Origin of the sequence: Metabacillus sp. 22489, from assembly GCF_052044855.1 — a bacterium.
In the GTDB taxonomy this organism is placed as follows: domain Bacteria; phylum Bacillota; class Bacilli; order Bacillales; family Bacillaceae; genus Metabacillus; species Metabacillus niabensis.
This window is the reverse complement of sequence record NZ_JBQENT010000004.1, coordinates 93,942-115,956: the sequence shown is the minus strand read 5'-3', so window position 1 is coordinate 115,956 and position 22,015 is coordinate 93,942. Positions and strand designations below refer to the sequence as shown.

Here is a 22,015-nt window from a genome sequence, read left to right as displayed (position 1 = left end):
AGTACTTGAGCTGAATGATAGGCTTTTGTGGCGATATCTAAATACATTTATTGATAGATTAATATGATAACTTACAGCAAAGCTTACGAAACACAATATTCATGCATATTTGGCAACAAGTACACTAGCATGAAAATAGTTCGGGGAGGGAAGAAACGTGACAAATGGAGCACTAAAACAAATAGATAAAAGAATACCAGAATATGGCGCTTATAGCAGGCAACCAGCAGAAACATGGGAATTTTCCAATGTGACAGGAAATGGTGAGCTTGGGGCAATGCATTTTGGTCCACCACAAAAAGAAACAGTTATCGTTAATCATGCCGAATTATTTTTACCACTCGGTTCAACCGAGGAAATTCCTAATATGGCACCTTTCTTAGAAGAGGTTCGCAAGCTAAGTAAGACAAAGGGCTATATTGCCTCACATGAATATTTCATTCGTGAAGGTGAAAAATTAGGGCATACAATTGTTAATACAGATCCCTTTCATCCTGGAATATTCCTAACAATTGAACAACCATCGATAGGAGCAGTAACAGATTATCTTCGCACTGTTAATTTTGCAACTGGTGAAGTATCGGCAACATGGAATGAGGGGAGCCAGCATTTTGGACGAAATCTTTTTGCATCACGTACAGATGGAGCAATAGTGATGTCCATCGTCTCTAGTAATACTATTCCTGAGCTATGCCTATCAGTTGAAAAAATCGACCATGAATTAATTGAAGCCACCTATAGCATCGAGGATACAACAATTAAAGGGCACCACACGTATAAACATGGCAACAATGGATATGAAAGCTTTGTCGAGATTGTTTGTCACGATGGTGATATTTCAAGTAATAAGCAGGGAATAACGATTAGAAATACGAAGGAAGTTTTACTTTTTATAAAGATTATTCCATTTGAACATCTTGATAAGACTCTATTAAATTCGAAGCAGCTCTTTCCGATTGAAAAAAGCTATTTACAGCTACTTAACAGGCATAAAGAAATTCATGGTGAAATGTTTCATCGTGTTGCAATCGATTTAAACGGAGGAAATCGGCGTTATTGGAGCTCAGAAGATTTATTTGAAGAAGTTCGGAAAACGAATCAGCTATCTCTTGCGTTAGTAGAAAAAATGTTCCATGCGGGAAGATATATGTTTATTTCAAGCTCAGGGCTGCGGCCACCTAATTTGCAAGGAATTTGGACGGGAACGTGGACACCTTCCTGGTCTTCTGACTATACATTAGATACAAATCTTCAATTAGCAATGGCATCGGTGTTTAGTGGGAATATGCTCGAGGGATTCAAACCATACGTTACATTATTGGAACGGTATTTGGATGATTTTAGATACAATGCAAAAAGAATGTTTGGCTGCCGTGGGATATTATCGGGAGTTCGCGCTTCTACCAGTGGAAAACATCTTCATTGGGGTGATTCAAGCTGGGGGAACCGCGAATGTGACACCTTTTTTGGTGCCTTTTGGACATGTGGTGCAGGCTGGCTAGCACATTTTTTATATGAATATTATTTATATACTGACGACAAGGCATTTTTACAAAATCATGTCGTCCCTTTCTTAAAGGAGGTTGTGCTCTTTTATGAAGACTTCCTTTATTTTGATGAAGCAGGGAAATATGTATTTAATCCGTCATATTCTGCTGAAAATGGAATCGCTGCGAATAGTACACAGGATATTGCTGTTGCCAAAGAGGTACTAACAAATCTTATCTCAGCATGTAAGGAGCTTAACATCGACAATGAGGAAATTCCGAAATGGGAGAAAATGCTTGAGCAATTACCTCCATATTTAATTAATGAGGAGGGGGCATTAAAAGAATGGGCTGTTTGGGATCATGGTGAAAATTATAACCATAGACATTATTCTCATCTTTATCCGATCTTTCAAAGCTATGAGTTTTCAGAAGAGAAGACACCTGAGCTTTGGAAGGCATCAAAGGTTGCTTTAGAGAAGAAGCTCGAGCATTGGCTCTACAATCCCCATACTGATACATCCTCACATGGACGCATGCATGCCGGGTTATCAGCAGCAAGGTTTGGAATGGGGGACACAGTCTGGGATATTTTACGAATGATGGCAGCTGGTGGTGCAATCTATCCGAGCATGATGACTGCTCATTATGATCATTATCATGTGTTTAATGTCGATGCGAATGGGGCGATTCCTGAATTAATTCATCAGTTGCTTTTATTTTCATTCCAAGGAAGGTTGGACGTATTACCAGCATTACCGGATGCGCTAATGCAAGGGAAGATTAACGGAACTTTATGCCGCGGCCAAATTTATGTTAATGAGCTTGCATGGGATTTGCAAGAGAAAAAGAAAATTGAGCTAACGATTACGTCTAAAAAGGACCAGGAGCTTTTAGTAAGAATAAAAAGAAATGAGCGATGGAACCTTATAGCAACGGAGCAAGCTTTTAAAGCTGAGGCTGGCTGGAAAGTCTCGCTTAATAAAAATAAACAAACAACTTTAACATGGATTAAAGAGGTTTAAAGGCAAAAATTCATAGATAAAGGTGGACATCCTATGGAAATGAACGGCTTGATGGGAGGATTTTATAAATTTTCTGTTGTATTTACTCGGCTAGTATTATTAAATATCATTTGGCTCATTTTTAATTTTCCAATCGTTTATCTTGTTCTTAGTTTAGTAGGCAGTGATTTTGGTAATCTACAAACAAGTGGCATATTAATCGGAATTCTAACTCCGTTTGTATTTTTCCCTGCAACCTCTGCAATGTATGGGGTAGCTAGAAAATGGGTTATGGGTGAGGGAGATATTTCAATTGTTCGTTCCTTTATGACATATTACAAGGAAAACTATAAAAGAAGTATTCTTGGAGGAATCGTTTTTGTCTTATTTTGGAGCGGATGGATTGTGAATTATTTGTTGTTTTTCGAGCAGCAATCAACTCTTTTTATCGTCATCTTTATTGTGATAACTTCATTCTTTTTTACATGGAACGCATATTATTTTTCATACATTGTTCATTTTGAATTGAAGTTTATTCCATCTTTAAAAAACTCATTTATCCTTACAGTTGGAAATCCATTTTCAACCGTAGGAGTTGCACTTATTAGTGGTGGAATTATTTATTTAAGCTCAAGGCTTACCTTTATTCTTCCATTGTGCATTGGATCGTTAAGTGCTTATTTTACATTCTTATATTTTCATAAGGTGATTCAAAAAACGATGAAAGTGTTAGAAATGATGGATCAAAAGCTAAACTTAAGTCAACATGAAAAAGCTATAGATTAGTAACAATAAAGAGGAAAGAAAAAAGCACTGTTAACGCAGTGCTTTTTTGAGCCTTTGGAAATGAAAATTTAAGAGCAAAATGCTGCACGTCCTGCTTGAATGATGCTAGCAGTTCTTTCCGATCATAGTCTTTAGTAGCTAGATGGATAAATTCCTTCCTGTTTCAATAGGTCTAGAGCAACTTTAGTTGCGGAGCTTCCGCCTGCTTGTTTATTCCCTTTAATATGAACAGCGAAGAAATACGTATTATCAGAGGTTTCAACGTAGCCTATAAACCAACCATCTATATGTTCACCATTCACAATAGATGTTCCCGTTTTCCCTGATAAAACACGTCCGTTTGCCTTATCTAACGTGATCGAATCTTTTACCGTTTTCAGATTCTTTTCATTAAAATTAAATGTATTATGGTAAAACTTACGCAATAAATCAACCTGCTCAACAGGAGATATTTTCAACGTGCCGTCAAGCCAAAAATTAGTAACTGAACTTGTGAAGTTTTCGTTTCCATAGTCCAATTTATCAAGGAAGCTATAGACTTTCTTTTTTCCAACCTGCTTGTCAAGCGTTTGAAAATACCATGAGGTTGATCGTTCCATAGCAGTAAATAAATCCTGATCTTGATTCCATTCCTCATACTGATAAGGAGTTCCATCCCATTGCAATTTAGTATCATCTCTCGCAATAACTCCAGTTTCTAAAGCTAATAAGGCACTATAAATTTTATATGTTGAATTCGGTGTGAACCTTGTCGTACTTTCCGCTTTATTGTGGATAGTATACGTATCCTTTTTTGAATCGTATAAAACAAACCCTCCGGTAAACTCGCCAAAAAGATTAGTATAATCCTTGTAAATAACATTTGTTTTCGTAAATGCATGATGCTCCTTATTAATAGCAAGAGCCGATAAGGAAGGAATGCTCATTACGATAATCGCTAGTACAAGGATGAAAATGAGAGCACTTTTTAGTTTAAGAATTTGTGACTCTGTTTTGAAATTGACGATATTTACGATGCGCTTTTTTACTTGTTTATATGAACTGCTCATTTCTGATACAGCCAGCAAGGAAGATGATTGCTGCTGGAGGGAAGCAAATTTTAAAATGACCTCTCCATATTTATATTGTGTTTCATTGTCAAGCGATTTTAAGACAGAGTAGTCACAATGAATTTCCATCTCAGTTTTCACTTCTTTTAAAAAATACCATACAAGTGGATTAAACCAATAGACAGCTCTTAATAGACAGATAAGATAGTTTACCAGCATGTCGCGATGCTTACAATGAAACAGCTCATGAAGCAAAATACATTTCAGCTCATCAGAAGAAAGCGATGAGCTATGCTTTGGTAAAACGATATAAGGTCGGACTAATCCAAAGGTTAATGGTGAGTGAACCAATGAGGAATATCCAAGGGTAACGTTTTTCTTAAAGCGAATTTCCTGCTTACACTCTTCAAAAATGGCAGATAACGCCTTATTGTTCACTTTTTGTAGCTCTTTTTTTATGGAATGAATTTTTCGATTGCTATAAAAGAGAGCGAATAACATGGCGATTATTCCAATAACCCAGATGATTAAAAAAATAGAATCGAACATTTGGAAAGGAGATTCGTTAATTGTCAACGAAAAGTCCTGAAGCCAATTCGTATTAGTACTAGCAGCTTGAGCTGTACTTTCTGACCCAGCATATCCAGATAAACGAGAAGGGCTCGTTTTTATCCATGAAAAAAAGCTGTCTACATGAAATAGCTTAAAGGGAACAAAAGGTATAAGCAGTATGAATAAGGAAAGAACACTAATGGAATACTGTGCTCTAACTGTTATTTGGCTTTTTCCGAATTTTTTAATGAATAGGATAATGCCAAAAATGATCGACAATAGAATATTACTAATCAAAAAGAGGGTAAAGAAAGAATCGCCCATGTTATTCCTGCTTTCTGTTTTTACGTTCTTCTAAAATTTGATACAATTCATTAATTTCATCATCTGATAACTTATCATTTTCTAAAAAGTTTAAAACCATTGAATTAAGAGCACCGTTGTAAAAACGATTTAAAAAGCTTCGACTTTCTACCTCTACATAATCACTTTCGGCTACATTTGGTGTATAAACAAAAACCCGACCTTCCTTATGATGATTTAATGCTCCTTTTTTAATTAATCTAAGCAGCATCGTTTGGATTGTTTTTGGGCTCCATTTACTTTTTTTTGATAGCTTTTCAATTACTTCATTCGTATTAATTGACGGGTGCTTCCATATTACTTTCATCACTTCTAATTCTGCTTCTGAAATTTGCGGTAAATTCTTCATATCAACCATCCTAAACTTACAAATGTAATAATTTTATTATATAGGGCGGAAAACATGTAGTCAACGTCGATAATAAGCTTCTAAAGCTCTTATGACAAATTAAAACTTACAAGTGTAAGAAAAAAGTATTGACTTTAAAACTTACACGTGTAATAATTTGAAAAAATTACATATGTAAGTTTTAGAGGTGAAGAAAAGTAAACTGTAGGACAGTTTTATTTTTCCCATGTCTTGCAAATAGGAGGTACCGTTAGTGAAAAAGAATAAGCTGTTTTTCGTACTGATATTGTTACCAATTTATATTGGGTTAATGGTGGGCTGTTCAACTGAAAATAAACAAAGCGAACTGTTTGAACGCTTTTCTAATCGATTATCAGAGCAGGATTTTCAAGAGCTATATACACTATTAGCGGCTGAATCGAAAGAATATATAACAGAAGAAGAGTTTGTTGCAAGATATACAACTATTTATTCAGGGATTGAAGCCAAGAATATTCGGGTTACAAATGTGGATATCGATAGTGAAGAAAACATCATTTCTTTTTCGATAGAGATGGAAACAGTAGCAGGAAAAGTATCTTTCTCAGATTATCGGCTTCCATTACAAAAAGAGGAGGGTGAATGGAAAATTGTCTGGGATGAGAGCTTGATTTTTCCGGCTATGAAGCAAGGGGATAAGGTTAAGGTAAGTAGTTTAAAAGCAATAAGAGGCAGTATTCTCGATCGAAATGGGATACCGCTAGCTATGGATGGAGATGTCAAAACAGTTGGAATTAATCCAGCTGTATTTGATGAAAGTAATCGAGAAAAAAAGATTATGGATTTGGCGGCTATTTTAGATATTAGTAAGGAATTTATTACGAAAAAGCTAGAGGAAAACACTAATCCGAATTATTTTGTTCCAATTGTCGATCTTCTAGTACAAGACGAAAGGTTAATAAAGCTTGAGCAAAGGCGGAGTGAAGGGATTTTTGTCAATGATAAAACATCAAGAGTGTATGTAAACCAGGAAGCCTTTGGCAGACTTGTTGGCTATGTTGGAAATATCAGTGCTGAGGAATTGGAAAAGCATAAGGATAAGGGCTATAAAAATACAGCCCTTATCGGAAAAGCAGGACTTGAGCAGGTTTACGAGGATAGTTTAAGAGGAATTGATGGCATTGAAATCTATATTGAACGAAATGGCGAAAAGATCGAAACGATTGCAAAGCAAGCTCCGAAAAACGGGCAGGACATTAAGTTAACAATTGACTCTAATCTGCAATCGACGATTTATGAGCATATGGATGGTGAAAAAGGATCAGCAGCAGCTGTTCATCCTAAAACAGGAGAGGTTCTTGCCCTTGTAAGCTCACCTTCCTATAACTCGAACAGGTATACAACCTATGTAACGAGAGAAGAGCAAAAAAGACGTGAAGCAATTGAGTATAAAGATGAAGCGAACCGCTTTAGCAAGCTGTATTCACCAGGTTCTGTGTTTAAGCTAATTACTGCAGCAGAAGGGCTCGAAAAAGGAGTGATCGATCCTAATCAGCAAATATCAATTCAAGGGCGCTCATGGCAAAAGGATCGTTCCTGGGGGAACTATAGCATTACGCGTGTTAATAGTCAGTCATCTGTCAATCTAAAAAATGCCGTAAAGTACTCCGACAATATTTACTTTGCAATGAGTGCACTTCAATTAGGAAGTGAACCGTTTATATCGGGCGCGAAAAAGTTTGGCATTGGCGAGGAATTGGAAATAGGTTATCCGTTAAGCAGAAGTCAAATTTCAAACAACGGAAAACTTGATGGTGAAATTCTTCTGGCAGATTCAGGATATGGTCAGGGAGAAGTGATGGTTACATCATTAAATATTGCGCTCATCTATAGTGCTTTATCAAATGATGGCAATATTATGGCACCATCACTCATTCAACAAGAAAACAAGATTGGGGTAATTTGGAAGGAGTCTGCGATTTCGGCTAAACATCTTCCTACGTTACAGCAGGCATTTTCTGCTGTTATACAAGAATCAGGTGGAACAGCAAGTACTGCCAATATTTCTGGTGTAAGCCTAGCAGGAAAAACAGGGACAGCAGAAATCAAAGCATCCCAGGATGATGAAAACGGTAGTGAAAATGGCTGGTTCGTTGCGACAGATATCGATTCATCTACAATATCGTTGGCAATCGTCCTTGAGGATGTAAAGGAAAAAGGCGGCAGTAGTGCAGCGGTACCAGTAGGTAAGGAAGCGCTGGTGGAATACTTTAAATGAAATTTTATTAGGACCGTTATCTTTCCCAAGATACAAGCTTGAAAGGATGTTAATTGGAGGGAACACATTTGACAGAACAATCACATGGATCTGAAACTCGTAAATTAAAAAAAACAAGATTTGTACGAATCAATGTTTTCTTTTTTCTCATTTTTTTGCTTTTTATAGCGCTAATTGTTCGGTTAGGATTTGTTCAAATTGTTCAGGGGGAGGAGTTTTCAAAGGAAGCTTCAAAGACTGAGGCAGCCTATGCAACTCTCCCAGCACCTAGAGGAAAAATGGTTGACCGTTATAATCGCGTTGTTGTCGATAATCAAAGTGTTCCTGCGATTACCTATACAGTTGATAAAGCAACGAAGACTGAAGATAAAATCAACACTGCCAAAAGGCTTGCAGAATTTATTAGCTTTGAACCGGAATTTTTAAAGAAAGAGTTAAAAGAACGTGATATAAGAGATTATTGGTTAGCAACAAACGCTGAAAAGGCTAAGAAGCTTCTTTCTAAAAAGGAAATAGAGCTTGAGCCAGCACAAACCTATAAGCTCCAAGTTGAAAGAGTGCCAGAAACAGAGATAACAAAAATAAAAGAAAATTTAGAACAGCAAGAGCTTGCATATATATACAAGCGTTTCTCATCAGGATATCAATATGAACCGCAAATTGTAAAATCAACAAGCTTAACAGAAGAGGAAGTTGCAACTGTTGCTGAGCATCTGGAGGAATTACCAGGAATCGATGTAATTACTGATTGGGATCGAATTTATCCATATGGAGAGTATTTAAAGTCGATCTTTGGTGGTTTAACGACACCTGAGCAAGGTATTCTTCAATCACGAGAGGATTATTATGTAGCAAGAGGCTATGCGAGAAATGATCGTGTTGGTAAAAGTTATTTAGAGTACCAATACGAGGATTACTTAAATCCAAGGAAAGCAAAAATAGAATACATTTCTGATAACACAGGGAAGATTGTTTCGAAAAAGGTGGTTGATGAAGGACAAAGGGGTCATGATTTAAAGCTATCATTTGATATGGAGCTACAAATGGCAGTAGAAAAGATTGTAGAGGAAGAGTTAGTATTGGCGAGTGGTAGTCATAAATTAATGGACCGTGCATTTGTCGTTATGATGGATCCGTCCCAAGGTGACGTGCTGGCAATGGTAGGTAAACAGCTTGACCCGAAAAATCGCAGCAATGTCCTTGATTTTGCATATGGTGCATTTTCAACACAATATGAAGCGGGTTCAACTGTAAAAGGTGCAACAGTTCTTTCAGGCTACCAGGATGGAATGCCACATGGACAAACATTTTATGATGCACCGATTTATTTAAAAGGAACACCAGAGAAGAAATCCTTTAGTGCATATCCATTAGGATTAATGACAGATTTAACCGCATTGCAGGAATCCTCAAACGTATACATGTTCTTTGTCGCGATGAAAATTGCTGATATCACATATGTGAAAAATGGACCATTTAATGCTAGTTTAGAAGATTTTCAAAAACTAAGAAATTATTTTGCCCAATTTGGCTTAGGCGTCCAAACGGGTATTGATTTACCGCAGGAATCATCTGGCTTGCAAAACCCACCAGATGAAGCGGGGAAGCTTTTAGATATTTCGATTGGACAATTTGACACATATACTCCATTGCAATTAGCACAATATGTCTCTGTTATCGCAAACGGTGGTTCACGTATTCAGCCGCGAATTGTCACAAGCATCCATGAACCTAGTGAAGATTCAGAGCTTGGACCAATTGCTGTTAACAAAGAAGCGGAAATATTAAACAGAGTGAATAATACAGCAAGTGATATTGAGAGAGTTCGCAAAGGATTTAAGCTTGTCGTTACATCTGGGACAGCGCAAGGAAGATTTTCTCATGATGTCGCCGGAAAAACAGGGACTTCTGAGACCGCGTATTATGGAGTAAATCGAAAGTATTGGGGTGTGGAGACAAATAATTTAAACTTTGTCGGCTACTATCCATCTGCAAATCCGGAAATTGCATTTAGTGTCGTAGTTCCGTGGGCTAGTAATGATAGTGATCCGATCAATAAAAGAATCGCGAATCGAGTTGTTGAAGCTTATGTTGACTTGCAAAAAAAATATGCGACTAATCAAGATTAATATCTAGATGATTGCGATGAGCCATTCTTCCTTGATGGAGAAGAGGATTATTATACTCAAATAAAGGAAGTAAAGCGATATTGGATGAATAACTTAGAAGAGGAATTGAAGCATTAACGTTATAAATCGACAACTCAATATACTAAAATGTAGAGAACTCGCCATATTTTTTACGGTGAGTTTTTTATTTTATAAATCAATTGTTATGTCAAAATGTTTGCCATCTTTTGTTCACCTTATTCTTAATTGGTTAGGTACGGTACTTTCTTATTAAACCTGAAAAAATGACCTGATTTTTCAGCTAATTCATTAGGTTTGAAAACGCTTCAACACCTCGTAGAATAGAAGTATTCACATTACGTAGAAAAGAGGTAGATTGATGAGCTCAACGACGAAAACCTACTTATTTCAAAATCCGGCGATGCCGTTAGAGGATCGACTCGATGATTTGGTTTCACAATTAACGTTAACAGAAAAAATAAATTTAATGTGTCAATATCAAGACGAAATTCCCCGGTTAGGCATAAGTAAATATAAGCATGGGACAGAAGGTGCTCACGGAGTAGCTTGGCTTGGAAAAGCAACGATCTTCCCGCAAAATATTGGACTTGGCTGTACATGGGATGAGGAATTAATGAAGGAAATCGGACAGGTCATTGGCGATGAAGCACGAATTTACTATCAAAAGGATCCAGAAAAAAATGGTCTTACAATTTGGGCACCAACCGTTGATATGGAAAGGGATCCTAGATGGGGAAGAACGGAAGAAGCGTATGGCGAGGACCCATATCTTACTGGGAAGCTAACAACAGAATTTATTAAAGGAATCCAAGGTGATCATCCAACCTATTTAAAAGCAGCTGCAACGTTAAAGCATTTTTTAGGAAATAATAATGAAGTTGATCGTGGCGAATGCTCCGCAACCATTGATCCGAGAAATATGCGTGAATATTATTTAAAGGCTTTTGAAAGACAAATTAAAGAAGGTAAGGTTCAATCCATTATGACCGCCTACAATGCGGTAAATGGCACTTTATGTAATATGAATCCTGATGTAAATGACATTCTTAAGCAGGAATGGGGCATGGATGGCTTTGTTGTGAGTGATGCTGGGGATGTATTAGGTTCTGTAAACGATCATAAATATGTTGAGTCATATGTAGAAGCTGTCGCTTTATCGATAAAAAACGGAATTGACAGTATTACAGATGATCAAGAGATTTCCTTACGGGCAATAAAGGATGCACTTGAGCAAGGATTGCTTGATGAAGCTGATCTCGATACTGCTTTAAAAAATACATTTCGCGTCCGTTTTCGCCTTGGAGAATTTGATCCTACAGACAAAAATCCTTATGCAAACGTTCCAGAGGATAAGCTTTGCTCACCTGAAAATAGCAGGCTTTCATTACAAGCTGCAAGAAAATCGATCGTTCTACTGAAGAATGAGCAAAATGTATTGCCGTTAAAAACAAAGAAAGTGGCAGTTATCGGACCACTTGCAAATGAGGTACTTACTGATTGGTATAGTGGTACACCTCCTTATACAGTTTCACCTTTAAAAGGAATTACCAAAAAGGTGCAAGGAGACGTCATTTATACAGATGGATGTGACAGAATTAAGCTTCGTTCAGCTACAACAGGAAAATATATTCAAGTGGAAGAGCATTCTCTTCATGTAAAACTAGGTGAGCCAGCAAATAATGCCTTAAGTATCTTTACACATAAAAATTGGGGATGGGGCAGTGAAACAATCCAGTCTGAACACAACGAGAAATATGTGACAGTTGACGAGCATGGAAGATTAACCGCAAGCTCTTTAGAAGCTAAGGGCTGGTTTGTAAAAGAAGTATTCAGTATGAATGAACGAAAAAACAATCAAATTCACTTATCATCCTGGGATCAACAACCGATTGGACTTGATGAAAATGGCTACTTGAATGTTTGTGAGCAGGAGAAGGATTACTTCATTAAGGAAGTCGTTGATAGTGGAATTGAAAGAGCGGTGGAAGCAGCAAAACAAGCAGAGACTGCAGTACTTTTTGTTGGAAATAATCCGTTTATAAACGGTAAGGAATGCATTGATCGACCGAATTTAAATTTACCACCTGATCAAGAAAAGCTAATTCAGGAAGTGTTAAAGGTAAATCCTAACACAGTCGTTGTCATTGTTGGAAGCTATCCATTTTCAATTAATTGGATAAAACAAAATGTGCCAGCCGTTCTTTACTCCTCACACGGTGGCCAGGAGCATGGGCAAGCGATCGCTGATGTTTTGTTTGGCGAATATAATCCTGCAGGAAGATTAAATATGACATGGTATCAATCTGCCGGACAGCTTCCGGATATAATGGATTACGATATTATTAAGGGAGAAAGAACGTATCAATACTTTAGAGGGAATGTTTTATACCCGTTTGGACATGGATTATCATATACAAGCTTCGATTATCAACATCTCATAATAAATGATACAGATAAAGAAAAAATCAAAATTTCAGCAACGATTATGAATACAGGTGAGGTAGATGGAGAAGAAGTTATTCAAATGTATATAGGCTGTAAAACATCACGTGTTAAGCGGCCAATTAAAACATTAAAGGGCTTTAAACGTGTCTACCTTCAAAAGGGTGAAAGGAAGGAAATTACTTTTGAATTAAATCGAGAAGAGCTTGCCTTTTGGGATGTTACAAGAGAGCGCTATTGTATTGAACAAGGAATCTATTCGATCATGGTTGGAGCATCCTCTGAAGCTATTTATTTAGAGACCGAAATTGAAATCGATGGTGAAGTCATTCCACCGAGAAATATTGCCGAAAAGATAAAGGCAATAAATTACGATGATTATCATCAAATTTATTTAGATGAATGTAAGGATGGCGGTACAAGTATTCGAAATAAAAAGGATGCGGGCTGGATTGCCTTGCATCAAGTTAACTGGGATCAATCATTTCAAACCTTTACAGCTCGAGTTGCAAATGGTGGCGAAAAGGCTTGTTTAGAAGTAAGAGCTAATACAGAAGATGGTCCTGTTATTAGTAAATGTGAGATTCCACAAACGGGCGGATTCCAAGCATGGACAACTGTTGAACAATCTATTACAAAAGGAATGGATGTTAAAAATATATTTATCGTTTTTAAGGGAAGCATACAATTATGCTGGTTCCAATTCTTATAAAATAGTACGAGACTGACCGATAAATGACTGATAAACCTGATTGTTCAATGAGGGTGTATTTGTCAGGTCAGTCTCTTTTTAGTGGCAGGCTATGTAAATTTTTATTGTTGATTTTAATGCACTGGGGATTGAACAGATACATGAGTCTCCTGCATAGAGAAGCTTGTCAATGGGATAGCCCCAGGCTTTCAAATACGAGAAGGCTCTAGGCCAGGCGGGTAGACCAAGCGGGGAAAGTGAATGCTTGAAGCGGAAATCAACAACCAAGCTTAACAGTTCCTAGTAGAAAAGGTACCTTTCACTAATTATGACATGAAAATGTGTAAAATATCATACAATATCTTTTTTTAATGGAGAAGGGTATCTAAGATATAATAATATTAATACATCTATTTGAAAGCGCTTACTATAAAGGAGTCTATATTTGTGGAAAAAAATTTTGCTTCAGTAATGATGAAAACAATTAATAGTATGAAATTACGTGACAAGCTTATGGTGACATTTATTGTTGTTGTGTTTATTCCTATCATGGTTGTCGGGATATTTTTAACCTATGAATTAAGAGACAATGCGGTAAAGGATGCGATTGAACAGTCAAAAATGAATGTTGAGCGTGTAAAAAAACGAACAGCAGAGGTTTTAAATGTACCAATCTATATTTCTAATAATCTTCAATTTGATCAAAAGCTAAGTAGTCTTGCAAATGGTTCATACAACACGACCTTTGAGGTTGTTGATGCATTTCAGGAGTATCAAGCCTTTGATTATTATCTCCATTATTATCCAGAGGTTGAAAATATTAAGCTATATATAAATAATCCAACGTTAATTAGTAATTGGGAAGTCATTCCGATAAATGAACAAGTAAGAGGCTTCCATTGGTATAGTAAATCAACTGAAGATCCAGCCTATAATCGTTGGTACTATCTTGAAGATGAAACGAAGAATAATAGGCAGTATTTAAGTTTAGTAAGAAGGATTAATTTTTTAGATTATAAAACATATGGGATTTTAGTTATGACCGTCAATCAACGTCAGCTTAATATGATTCTTCAACAGGAGCCATTTCTAACGATGATAGTCGATGAAAGCAATTATATTATCTCTGCAAATCAAACAGAACTTATTGGGAAAAGCATGTATGAAATTATCGACCCTATGCATTCGATTTCCGATGAACCAACGATTATTGAGGGAGACATTGATGGAGAACCCTCACAAATAATTATTGATAGCTTACAGCCTGAAATGAGTCAAAACCATCTTAAGATCATTTCAATTGTGACGGATAAACATATCGTAAAGGATGCTAATCGCCTAAGCTTGCTTGGAATTGTCGTTACATTCGCAGGTGTCGTATTCGCGATTGTTTTAATTGCTGCTGTCTCCTGGCTGTTATCAAAGCGTTTATCAAATTTAAGCCAAAATTTAGATCGGGTCTCAAAAGGGGATTTAACTGCAAGAATTGTTGTTGATGGTGATGATGAGATCGGGCAATTGTCAAAGCAATTTAATCAGATGGTTGAAAATATTCATCAATTAATCGAGCAAGTACAGGATGCGACACAGCAACGAAATTTGCTTGAAATCAGTCAGAAGGAGATAAAGCTGAAAATGATGGCAAGTCAAATTAATCCACATTTCCTATTTAATACACTTGAGTCGATTCGCATGAAGTCGTATATGAAGGGTGAAAAGGAAATTGCTATGGTTGTTAAGCAACTAGGGAAATTGATGAGAAAAAGTCTTGAGGTAGGTGGGAATACAATTCCGTTAAGTAGTGAAATCGAAATGGTTTGCTGCTATTTAGAAATACAAAAGTTTAGGTATGAAAACCGCCTGCATTATGAATTAGCGATTGATCCACTTTCTGAAAACATCCAAATCTATCCGCTGATCATTCAACCTTTAGTTGAAAATGCTGTTATTCATGGGTTAGAGGATAAAGAGGATGGTGGAACAGTTTATATAACAACAAGCGTTTCAGACAATGAGCTGACTGTCATTGTTGAAGATAATGGCTGTGGAATAAGTCAGGAAAAGTTAACGAGCATAAAAGAAATGCTAAATAATCCTAATGAATTAGATGGAAATCGAATCGGTCTTCTTAATGTTCATAATCGATTACGGCTAACATACGGAGAGGATAGTGGCTTGAGAATTTCTAGTATTGAGGGGAAAGGAACAAAAATCCAATTTACTCTTACTGCGGGGGGATGAACATGTATAAAGTGATCATTGTAGATGATGAACCGATGATTAGAAAAGGGTTAAGAGCAATTATACCTTGGAATGAATTAGGCTTTGAGGTAGTCGATATCGCCAAAAACGGACGAGATGGCTATGAAAAATATCAACAGCATTCACCAAATTTAATGATCGTTGATATTAAAATGCCAGAAATGAATGGGATCACATTACTTGAAAAAATAAGAGAGGAAAATGAATCCATCCATTTCATTATTTTAAGTGGATATGCAGAATTTGATTATGCTAAAAAAGCAATAGGCTGTAAATGTGATGGTTTTTTATTAAAGCCATTAGATGAGGAGGAACTTATTACACATTTAAAGGGGATTTTTCAAAAGCTACAAAATGAAAAACAGCTCTATCATTTATTGAACGAGGACAAGGGAAAAATGCGTGAGGAATTCATGCGAAAGCTCGTCCACTCGAAACATAGCGATATTGGAGAAGATGTAAAGAGGCTTGCAGATTACTATCAGGTAAGTTCTGATACGTATCAAACGGCGATTCTTACTATAAACGATGAGGAAATAAGCGCAAAGGTAAAGAGCATTGTAGAAGCATCAAAGCGAGGATTTGTTATTGAAAAAAGTGAATATTTGATCCTATTGTTTCTAGAGGATTTCCTCTCAAAGCATCGAACAAATATATCTTTCCACCAGCTAATTCTATTAATAAAGGAACAGCAATTATATGCTGCGATCGGGGATGCGGTCAATCGAATCGAAGACATTCCCCATTCATATCAGTCTGCACTAGCAATATTTGAAAGGAAATTTTTCTATCCAAAAGGAAAGCTGCTATCAAGCAAGGAGCTTAAGGCTACATTCCAAGTAAATGATGAGCAAGGTACTAAAATTTCAATTGATTCATATGTTGAGCGTTTATACTATTCGATGGACATCGTTAATATGACAGCATGTGAAAAAATTACAAATGAACTTTTTGAAGAGTTAAGCCATCACGATAATAGTGAACTGGACGTGAAAAAAATAATTTTTCACATATATACAAATACAATAAATAAGCTGCTCCTTGCCAATCCGGATTTAAAATCTTTGCATTCATTTATAACGAGTGCAGGAGATCTATTTGAGATGCAAAGCATTCCATGTATAAAGCAATACTTCCTTAAGCAAATACAACAAATTCTCTCTATGCTAGATAATGGAGAGACAGATGTTACATTAAAAAAACTAATTGATTTAATCCATAAGGAATATAATCAGAGCTTACGTTTGGAAACATTAGCTGATGTGTTCAATTATAATAGCGCTTATTTAGGTAAGCTTTTTAAAAACTATACAGGGGAATATTTTAATACGTACTTAGATAAGGTAAGGATTGAAAATGGAAAAAAACTATTAGAAAAGGGCTATAAAGTATATGAAGTTGCTGAAAAGGTTGGCTATGCTAATGTCGATTATTTTCATCGGAAATTTAAAAAATATGTTGGCGTTTCACCTTCATCATTTCGCAAAGAAGGGTAAGGAGGAGTTCCACAAATGGTCTGACTTTAAACAAAATAAGATGGAAATAGAGTCTGAACCTTTGACTATAGGTCAGGCTCTTTTTCTAGGTTATGTAAAAGAATATTGTTGATTGAAACGGGTGTGTATTCTCCTGTATAGAGAATCGTGTCAAAGGGAGCCCACAGGCACTTCTGCATAGAGCCCTAAGAGCCGACCACGGAACCGAATTCTTGCAGTGGAAATAAAAACAAAGTTTCAGAGCATTTTCGGAAATGATAAAGCAGCTTTTACCTAAAGATTAAATAAGTTTCATCGTGTATATAATCGGACACACGCCTGAATATCTGATTATTAATCTATAATTTTGACCTGATTTCTCTTAAAATCTATCAGGTATTGAAGTTTGCAAAACTTAGCTATCATAAAAGTACAGATATGGAGGGGGGATAACGTGGAAGTCATAAAAGAGAAAGCGCATTCAGAGATGGTAACACCAAAGAAAAAAAGAAGCTTTTGGCAGATTTTTAAGCAGCAAAAATATTTATATTTAATGTCACTGCCCTTTGTCATATGGGTGATTGTCTTTCATTATTTTCCGCTATGGGGCTGGACAATGGCGTTTCAAAATTATCGTCCAGGCTTAACGTTTTTTGAGCAGGAATGGGTTGGCTTTGAGCATTTCATTGCTTTATTCCAGGATGAGCGGTTTTATCTCGTATTACGAAATACCCTTGCGATGAGTATTATGGGATTACTTTTAGGATTTACAGTGCCGATCCTATTTGCAGTGCTATTAAATGAAGTTAGAAAAAAAGCGTTTAAAAGCATTGTTCAAACAGTCTCTTACTTACCGCATTTTGTGTCATGGGTCGTTGTTGCAGGTATTGTAACAAAAATGCTTTCAATCGATGGTGGAGTTGTAAATCAGCTCCTTACATCAACAGGGCTAGTCGATGAACCAATTCAATTTATGACAAAGGGAGAATGGTTTTGGATAATTGTCACTTTGTCTGATTTATGGAAGGAAATGGGCTGGAACTCGATTATTTTCCTTGCAGCAATGGCCGGGATTGATCCGCAATTGTACGAAGCGGCAAAGGTTGATGGGGCAAGCAGATGGAGACAAATCTGGCATATTACACTTCCAGGTATTAGACCAACGATTTTAGTTGTCCTTATTTTATCAATCGGTCATTTAATTACGATTGGCTTTGAAAAGCAATTTTTACTCGGTAATTCAACTGTTGTTGATTACTCAGAGGTTTTAGATTTATATGCGTTAAATTACGGGATCGGTTTAGGCAGATTTTCTTACGGAACCGCGATTGGAATTTTTAATTCACTTGTCAGTATTATTCTACTTTTCCTGGCAAATGGAATTTTCAAAAGGTTTACAAATCAAAGCGTAATGTAAGGGGGGGAGTATCGACATGAAGCAAAAATCAACAATTACGGCAAAATGGGACGATCGAATCTTTGATACTTGTAATTACATTTTCCTAACTCTCGTGTTTATCGTTACGCTTTACCCTTTTTTAAATGTACTTGCAATTTCTCTAAATGATTCAACAGATACAGTACGTGGTGGGATATACATTTGGCCACGAGAGTTTACACTTGATAATTATAAAGCGATTTTTGAATATGACTACTTAGTGACTGGCTTTTTCAATTCTGTTTTAAGAACTGTCATTGGAACAGCACTTGGTGTTTTATCTTCAGCAATGGTAGCCTTTACATTAAGCAGGGCAGATTTCCAAGGGAGAAAATTTGTTTCGACTATTCTTGTTTTAACATTATATTTCTCAGGTGGACTTATCCCAGGGTATATGCTAATGAGGGAGCTTTCATTAATCAATTCATTTTGGGTATATGTCCTACCTGGAATGGTCAATGCATTTAATATCATTATTGTTCGTTCATTTATGGATGGACTGCCATATTCGTTACAGGAATCAGCAAAGATTGATGGGGCAAATGATTTCTCCATATTTTGGAGAATTGTTTTACCTTTATGTACGCCTGTATTAGCAACGATTGCTCTATTTGTTGCTGTTGGTCAATGGAATTCATGGTTTGATACGTATCTTTATAATAGTTCAAATCCAAGCTTAACAACTTTACAATATGAGCTAATGAAAATATTACAAAACACGACTATGGGTGCCGCTGATGCAAACCAATTCAGAGGAACAACAGGGGAATCAGCAGCAGCAAAGGTTTCACCTGAATCAATTAAAATGGCCATTTCAATGGTAACGATTATCCCGATATTACTCGTTTATCCGTTTGTACAACGATTTTTTGTTCAAGGGATGACATTAGGTGCTGTAAAAAGCTAAGGTTTATGTGAAACAAAGTATGAGCAGCAGAAGAGAAGGTTCTACTAGGACTAACTTAAGCTTTTCCTGAAACAGATATAAACACTTGTAATGTTTGGTTAATCCAGGTATTCCTGTTAACAATAATAAAGGTATAGAGGGGAGAAATAACAATGAAAGGGAAATACACAAGAGTCACATTAAGCATGCTGTTAGCGCTCGTATTATTTCTAGCGGGATGTAACAGCAATGAAAAAACGGTAAAAGAAGATTCGAGCAGTAATTCAGACGAGCCTGTTACATTCACATTGTTTAGTGCTGATCCACATTCTCAATGGGATAATATGGAGAGCCCAGTTAGTAAAAAGGTAATTGAAGAAACTGGTGTAACCATTAATGCAGAATTTGATGTAAGTGGTGGCGAACAAAAAATTCCGTTAATGGCTGCTAGTGGTGAATATCCAGACTTTATTCTGCCAAAAGGCTCTGCTAGTACTTTAGTTGATGCGGGGGCATTAATAGACTTAACAGATTTAATTGAAAAGCATGCGCCGAATTTAAAAAAGATATATGGAGAATATATTGATCGATTAAAATGGAGTAAGGAGGATCCATCCATTTATATCCTGCCAACTTCAGCAGTTGATCATACGTATTGGGCACCAGGAAATGGCTTTATGCTTCAGCATGATGTTGTAAGAGATTTAGGCTACCCGGAAATTAGAACAGTGAAAGATTTTGAAAACGCAATCAAGGAATATATGAAAAAACATCCAACAATTGATGGACAGCCAACGGTTGGGTTATCTTTATTGGCTGATGATTGGAGAATCCAAATTTCGACAACAAATCCAGCATTTTATGCAACAGGTGCCTCTGATGATGGTGAATTCTACATTAATCCAGAAACACATGAAGCTACGATGCATTATCGCCGTCCAGAAGAAAAGGAGTACTTTAGATGGTTAAATCATATGAATGCTGAAGGATTACTTGATCCTGAAAGCTTTGTCCAAAAGTATGACCAATATTTAGCGAAAATTTCCTCAGGGCGAGTTCTTGGACTTATCGATACTGATTGGGAAGTAGCAGATGCACAACGCGCATTAAGAGAAGCAGGTAAAGAAGAAAGAATGCATGGTATGTATCCTGTAACCTTAACTGAAGAATATAAACACCATAATTTCCAAGACACTGGCTATCTCGGTGGCTGGGGAATTGGCATTAGCGTTGATTGTGAGGATCCAGTTCGTGCTATTAAGTTCTTAGACTTTTTAGCATCTGAGGAAGGACAAATTTTACAAAACTGGGGAATTGAAGGGGAAAACTACGAAATCGTTGATGGGAAACGTGTTATTCCTGAGGAAGAGATGAATGAACGGAATAATAATGCGAACTATGTAAAAGAAACAGGTGTCGGTGTATTAAAAGGCTTTGCTCCTTATTATGGTGATGGTGTGACTGATTCGACTGGTCAAACATATACAATTGCAAGTCCTGAGCAAATTAAAGATGCCTATACACAAACGGAAAAAGAAGTATTAAAAAATTACGGAGTTGAAATGTGGAAGGATTTATATCCACAAAAAGAAGAATTCCCTGTTAAGGAATGGGGAGCTGCTTTCAATATTCCAGTTGAAGCAGGGTCAGATTTAGAGTTAGTCATGCAAAAATGCTTAGATATTGTGAAAAAACGTATCCCAGAAGCAATCCTTGCAGACCCAGATGATTTTGATAAAGTATGGGATAAATTTATGAAAGACTTAGAGAAGGCTGGAGTTGAAGATGCCGAAAAGGCTTATACTGAGCTAGTAAAAGAACGTGTTGAGCTTTGGAATAAGTAAAAGTAGAAATCAAAGAGGATAATATCTTCTCAGATTGATGAAAAAAGGCATTAGGGAATGAGCGTATTCCCTAATGCCTTTTTTATTTTGTCATGATGATTTGATGTGGTATTAAGATGAAAAAAAGACAGGAAAATTATGTTAGAATATAAAAATGGGAATAATTGCTCATTTTCCGTTAAAGAGCAGGATCATTTATTCAAAAATAGATTACAGGAAAGGTAGTATTTTAATGAAAAAAAATCAAAAGTTTTTAATCGGAATGTCAACAGCCTTATTCGTTATATTGGCTGCTTGTGGAAACTCCTCTGCTGAGTCCAGTACCACATTAGAAAAACAAAAAGAAAATGAATCAATTCAACACACTGACGATGATTCTTTTAACTCAGAATCGACAGAAACTGATTCAAAAAACGATAAAACTAAAACAAATACGTCTGATACAAAAAATAATGTTACAAACAAAGTAGATAGTAATGATACAAATGATAATGTGGATACTCCAGACAATGAAAATAAAAAAGAAGAATTACCAAAAAACAATACAGTAAGTAAAAAGGAAGAATATGTTACAAAGCTAAATGACACGAAAAAGAAAACCGACGAGATGCGAGAGAACCCGTTAGATGACTCTACATACGCTTTGAAAAAAGTGGAAGGCGATAGATACGATATTTGGGATGGTTTATTAAATGAAATTTACGGAGTACTAGGGGAACAACTTCCATCAGAAGAGATGGAACAGCTAAGAGAAGAACAACGTGAATGGATAAATTATCGTGATAAGACAGCAAAAGAGGCATCTCTAAAATATGAAGGCGGTACGGAGGAACTTCTAGAATATGTTGCAGTAGAAAATAATCTTACTGAGGAAAGATGTTTTGAATTAGTTGAAAAATATATGAAATAATTTTTTATGTTTAAAAATGTATATATAGCAATGAAAGAAATAGAGGATGATCATTTCGATTATCCTTTTT

General features: G+C 36.3%; 13 protein-coding genes. 11 read left to right on the top strand and 2 right to left on the bottom strand.

All coding sequences use genetic code 11. The annotated features are described in order from the left end of the window. The first annotated feature begins 157 nt into the window (after positions 1–157). Together ACTJJ9_RS03825 and ACTJJ9_RS03820 are read left to right on the top strand one after the other, a co-directional pair. Positions 158–2,512, top strand: coding sequence for a glycosyl hydrolase family 95 catalytic domain-containing protein (locus ACTJJ9_RS03825; protein WP_145580598.1), 2,355 nt, complete (start codon positions 158–160; stop codon positions 2,510–2,512). 33 nt (positions 2,513–2,545) lie between these two features. Further along, positions 2,546–3,277 carry a DUF624 domain-containing protein gene (locus ACTJJ9_RS03820; RefSeq protein WP_145580597.1) on the top strand — a complete coding sequence of 244 codons (732 nt, stop codon included), beginning with the start codon at positions 2,546–2,548 and terminating at the stop codon, positions 3,275–3,277. A 131-nt stretch (positions 3,278–3,408) separates the two neighbouring features. Here the strand turns inward: ACTJJ9_RS03820 and ACTJJ9_RS03815 are convergent, their stop codons facing one another. Continuing rightward, positions 3,409–5,202 (bottom strand): BlaR1 family beta-lactam sensor/signal transducer, encoded by a 1,794-nt coding sequence (locus tag ACTJJ9_RS03815; RefSeq protein ID WP_145580596.1) that lies wholly within the window; start codon positions 5,200–5,202, stop codon positions 3,409–3,411. 1 nt (position 5,203) lies between these two features. Then, positions 5,204–5,590, bottom strand: coding sequence for a BlaI/MecI/CopY family transcriptional regulator (locus ACTJJ9_RS03810; RefSeq protein WP_145580595.1), 387 nt, complete (start codon positions 5,588–5,590; stop codon positions 5,204–5,206). Between the two features lie 253 nt (positions 5,591–5,843). Here ACTJJ9_RS03810 and ACTJJ9_RS03805 point away from each other — a divergent pair, with 253 nt between their 5' ends. The 9 genes from ACTJJ9_RS03805 to ACTJJ9_RS03765 all read left to right on the top strand — a co-directional run bounded on the left by ACTJJ9_RS03805 (position 5,844) and on the right by ACTJJ9_RS03765 (position 21,945). Continuing rightward, the gene (locus ACTJJ9_RS03805) at positions 5,844–7,847 is read left to right on the top strand and encodes a penicillin-binding transpeptidase domain-containing protein (protein ID WP_222124765.1); all 2,004 of its coding nucleotides are present in this window, start codon (positions 5,844–5,846) and stop codon (positions 7,845–7,847) included. 68 nt (positions 7,848–7,915) lie between these two features. Next, entirely contained in the window at positions 7,916–9,976 is a 2,061-nt protein-coding gene (locus ACTJJ9_RS03800; RefSeq protein ID WP_145580594.1) for a peptidoglycan D,D-transpeptidase FtsI family protein, read from the top strand. Between the two features lie 379 nt (positions 9,977–10,355). Then, positions 10,356–13,151, top strand: a complete 2,796-nt coding sequence (locus tag ACTJJ9_RS03795; RefSeq protein WP_145580593.1) for a glycoside hydrolase family 3 protein — start codon at positions 10,356–10,358, stop codon at positions 13,149–13,151. A 426-nt stretch (positions 13,152–13,577) separates the two neighbouring features. Beyond that, positions 13,578–15,371 carry a sensor histidine kinase gene (locus ACTJJ9_RS03790; protein ID WP_440768471.1) on the top strand — a complete coding sequence of 598 codons (1,794 nt, stop codon included), beginning with the start codon at positions 13,578–13,580 and terminating at the stop codon, positions 15,369–15,371. 2 nt (positions 15,372–15,373) lie between these two features. Then, positions 15,374–16,888, top strand: a complete 1,515-nt coding sequence (locus tag ACTJJ9_RS03785; protein ID WP_186324101.1) for a response regulator transcription factor — start codon at positions 15,374–15,376, stop codon at positions 16,886–16,888. A gap of 466 nt (positions 16,889–17,354) precedes the next feature. Then, complete coding sequence (locus tag ACTJJ9_RS03780; RefSeq protein ID WP_440768474.1) at positions 17,355–18,284, top strand: ABC transporter permease; 930 nt, start codon at positions 17,355–17,357, stop codon at positions 18,282–18,284. Positions 18,285–18,300: 16 nt separating this feature from the next. Next, positions 18,301–19,212 carry a carbohydrate ABC transporter permease gene (locus ACTJJ9_RS03775; protein ID WP_145580590.1) on the top strand — a complete coding sequence of 304 codons (912 nt, stop codon included), beginning with the start codon at positions 18,301–18,303 and terminating at the stop codon, positions 19,210–19,212. A gap of 152 nt (positions 19,213–19,364) precedes the next feature. Then, entirely contained in the window at positions 19,365–21,035 is a 1,671-nt protein-coding gene (locus tag ACTJJ9_RS03770; RefSeq protein WP_145580589.1) for an ABC transporter substrate-binding protein, read from the top strand. A gap of 232 nt (positions 21,036–21,267) precedes the next feature. Next, a complete protein-coding gene (locus tag ACTJJ9_RS03765) occupies positions 21,268–21,945 on the top strand; it encodes a lysozyme inhibitor LprI family protein (RefSeq protein ID WP_145580588.1) in 678 nt (225 codons plus the stop codon). The last annotated feature ends 70 nt before the right edge of the window (positions 21,946–22,015 follow it).